Source organism: Halorubrum sp. Atlit-26R (genome assembly GCF_003666015.1).
Lineage (GTDB): Archaea > Halobacteriota > Halobacteria > Halobacteriales > Haloferacaceae > Halorubrum.
Window position 1 is genome coordinate 1 of sequence record NZ_QPLT01000371.1, and the last position, 530, is coordinate 530.

Sequence of the window (530 nt, forward strand, 5' to 3'; positions counted from 1 at the left end):
TCGCCAGGAGCAGACGGTTGCGGACATGATCGCGACGAAGGAGTTCGAACAGATTCACGCCGTCCTCGCGCCCGACTCGCTCACGAGCTACGTGATGGTCGAGGCCGACGACGACGGCATCGTCACGCGTGTCCTCGAAGAGATTCCCCACGCTCGCGGCCTCGTCGAGAGCGGCGGCGCGGTCGGCACCTCCAGCATGGCCGAAGTCGAGCACTTCCTCTCGCCGACGCCGGACGTGGAGGGTATCGCGGAGGGCGACATCGTCGAACTCATCGCCGGCCCGTTCAAAGGCGAGAAGGCGCGCGTCCAGCGCATCGACGAGACGAAAGACCAGGTCACCGTCGAACTGTACGAGGCGACGGTCCCGATTCCGGTCACCGTCCGCGGGGACCAGATTCGCGTCCTCGACTCCGAAGAGCGGTAAGCGTCCGCCCCGACGAGGGCTCTCTTCTCTCTCAGTTTCGGCTCGACTCACCGCGCGCGACGAGCGCCGCGTCCCCCGGCGACCCACCCTCCCGGCGACTCCCATG

General features: G+C 67.4%; 1 protein-coding gene. It reads left to right on the top strand.

The features are described 5' to 3' along the window. Positions 1 to 424: transcription elongation factor Spt5 (locus DVK07_RS21025; RefSeq protein ID WP_121598612.1), on the top strand; the 424-nt coding region annotated here is incomplete at its 5' end. Positions 425 to 530 lie beyond the last annotated feature (106 nt).